Source organism: Actinosynnema sp. NPDC023658 (genome assembly GCF_040639995.1).
GTDB lineage: Bacteria > Actinomycetota > Actinomycetes > Mycobacteriales > Pseudonocardiaceae > Actinosynnema.
This window is the reverse complement of record NZ_JBFAAX010000845.1, coordinates 1-2,399: the sequence shown is the minus strand read 5'-3', so window position 1 is coordinate 2,399 and position 2,399 is coordinate 1. Positions and strand designations below refer to the sequence as shown.

The 2,399-nt window shown below is 72.4% G+C and carries 2 protein-coding genes and 1 pseudogene; 1 reads left to right on the top strand and 2 read right to left on the bottom strand.

Translation table 11 applies throughout. The features are described 5' to 3' along the window. Positions 1-1,115, top strand: a pseudogene (locus AB0G02_RS35490) (hypothetical protein); the annotation flags it as partial. Here the strand turns inward: AB0G02_RS35490 and AB0G02_RS35485 are convergent. Both AB0G02_RS35485 and AB0G02_RS35480 read right to left on the bottom strand, forming a co-directional pair. Then, positions 1,004-1,591, bottom strand: coding sequence for an ABC transporter permease subunit (locus tag AB0G02_RS35485; protein ID WP_360803412.1), 588 nt, complete (start codon positions 1,589-1,591; stop codon positions 1,004-1,006). The pseudogene AB0G02_RS35490 and the gene AB0G02_RS35485 overlap by 112 nt on opposite strands. Beyond that, entirely contained in the window at positions 1,588-2,322 is a 735-nt protein-coding gene (locus AB0G02_RS35480) for an ABC transporter ATP-binding protein (RefSeq protein ID WP_360803415.1), read from the bottom strand. Before AB0G02_RS35480 ends, AB0G02_RS35485 begins: the two co-directional genes overlap by 4 nt. Positions 2,323-2,399 lie beyond the last annotated feature (77 nt).

The window sequence follows — 2,399 nt, the reverse complement described above, 5'->3', positions numbered from 1 at the left end:
GCGGCGAGCCGCACGAGGTGCTGGAGCGCGTTCGGCGTGGCGGGGCTCGGCCGATGGACCAAGCCGGTCCGCTCACGCCATTGCTGACCGAGATGCTTCAGCCGCAGCCCGACAGGAGACCGACCGCCGACGAGGTCCGCTCACGTCTCAAGGACTTGGTGGGCGGCTGGGAGCCACCACCGGTCGAAGGCCCGACACGCTCCCCGTGGCGACGCCACCCGCTGCTCCAACCCGCCGCGGCGGTCGTGGTGGTCGCGGCGGCGGTGGCCGCGGTGGTGCTCGTCCGGCAGCGCGAAGCGCCCGCCGCGCAGCAGCACGTGAGCTCCGGTGGGCTGATCGGTGACGAGCGCAGCGCCGACCCGTGCGCGTTGACCGACGAGGAGGAGCTGCGGCAGTTCGGCCCCACCCGGCTGCTCACCAACTACGGCAACTACAACCGCTGCGACGTCCTGGTGGACGTCCACGCGAAGGACCCGGTGGACGTCGAGCTGCAACTGGTCACCCTCGCGTCGCGCGGCGTGCAGGGCCGGCCGATGGAGGTCGTCGAAGAGGCCCGCAAGAGCGACGAGTGCGACCGCACGGTCGTGGCGGACGACCAGTACGCGGTCCGGGTGGCGGCGAAGCTGGAGAACCCGCCGCTGGACCTGTGCTCGGTGACCGACGTCGCGACGGCCACCGTGCTGGAGGTGCTCCACCACGGCCCGATCGCCCGCCGTGCCATCCCGCTGCCCGCCGGCTCCCTCGCCCACGTCGACGCCTGCGCGCTGCTGGACCGCGAGGCGATCGTCACGGCCGCCGCGATCAACGGCGGTCCGGCGGTGAACGTGTTCGGGCACTGGGCCTGCAAGTGGTTCGACACGGTCGGCGGGCCCGCCATCAACCTGCGCCTGGACCAGCACTCGGCGCAGGAGCCGGTCGAGGGAGAACCGGTCGACCTGGGTGGTCACCGCGGGTACGTCGAGCTGGACACGGATTCGAGCAAGAGCTGCACCGTCAACGTGCCCTACCAGTCGGCCCACGTGCTGCCGCGGGCCGACATCAGCCGCAGCAGGGTCGGGTCGACCCCGCGCACCGCGCTGATCGTGTTCAGCAGCACCGGCCAGGTGCAGGCGTAGAACACGATGGCGATCTTCGACGTCTCCCCGATGCCGAGCAGCAGCACGAACACCGGCAGCAGCGCCAGCGCGGCGGTGTTGCGGAACACCTCCAGCAGCGGCCCGAGCAGCGTCGCCACCGGCTTGTACCAGCCGATCAGCAGGCCCAGCGGCACGGCGACCACCACCGCGAGGCCGAACCCGGACAGCGAGCGGACCAGGCTGGCCCCGGCGTTGGACGAGAGCTGGCCGCTGACCGCCAGGTCCCACCAGGCTCCCAGCACGGTGGAGAACGGCGGCAGGAACGTGGCGTCCACCAGGCCGAGCCGGGGCGCGGTCTCCCAGATCGTCAGCAGCACCGCGATCGCCACCACCTTGCCGAACGCCGTCAGCAGCAACTCGGCGGCCCTGCGCGGAGCCGACCCGCGTCGTCGTGGCCGCTCGTCGGCGGAGGGGTCGTCGTGCACGGTCGGTTGAGCGGTCAAGAGGGCGGTCATGCCACCGCCACCTCCTTCTCCTGTTGCTGTGCGCGGGAGACCTCGTCGTGCAGCAGGTCCCAGATCCGGTGCCGGTAGCGGGCGAACCCGGCGCTGCCGCGCACGTCGTCCTGCCCGGTGCGGTCGCCCAGGTCGATCGGCACGACCTCCTTGACGCGGCCGGGCCGCGAGGTGAGCACGGCCACCCGTTGTCCCAGGTAGACGGCCTCGTCGATGGAGTGCGTGATGAACACGACCGTCTTGCCGGTGCGCTGCCAGATGCGCCGCAGCTCGTCCTGGAGCGACTCGCGGGTCTGGGCGTCGAGCGCGGCGAACGGCTCGTCCATCAGCAGCACGGTCGGGTCGTAGGCGAGGCTGCGGGCGATCGCGACCCGCTGCCGCATGCCGCCGGAGAGCTGGTGCGGGTGCCGGTCCTCGAAACCGCGCAGCCCCACCAGGTCCAGGAACTCCGCGGCCCGCGCGGCGCGCTGCCGACGCGGCACCCCTGCCGCCTCCAGGCCGAACTCGACGTTGCCCTGCGCGGTGCGCCACGGCAGCAGCGCGTACTGCTGGAAGACGATCCCGCGGTCCAGCCCGGGACCGGTGATCGGGACGCCGTCCAGCAGCACCTCGCCCCCGCTCGGCTCGGTCAACCCGCCCAGCAGGTCGAGCAGGGTGGACTTGCCGCAGCCGCTCGGGCCCACGACGACCAGGAACTCGCCGCGCAGCACGTCCAGGTCCACGCCCCGCACGGCGGTGAACTCGGTGCGCTGCCGCGACCCGCGGTCCTTGACGAGGAACTCCTTGGTGACGTCGCGGAAGCTGATGT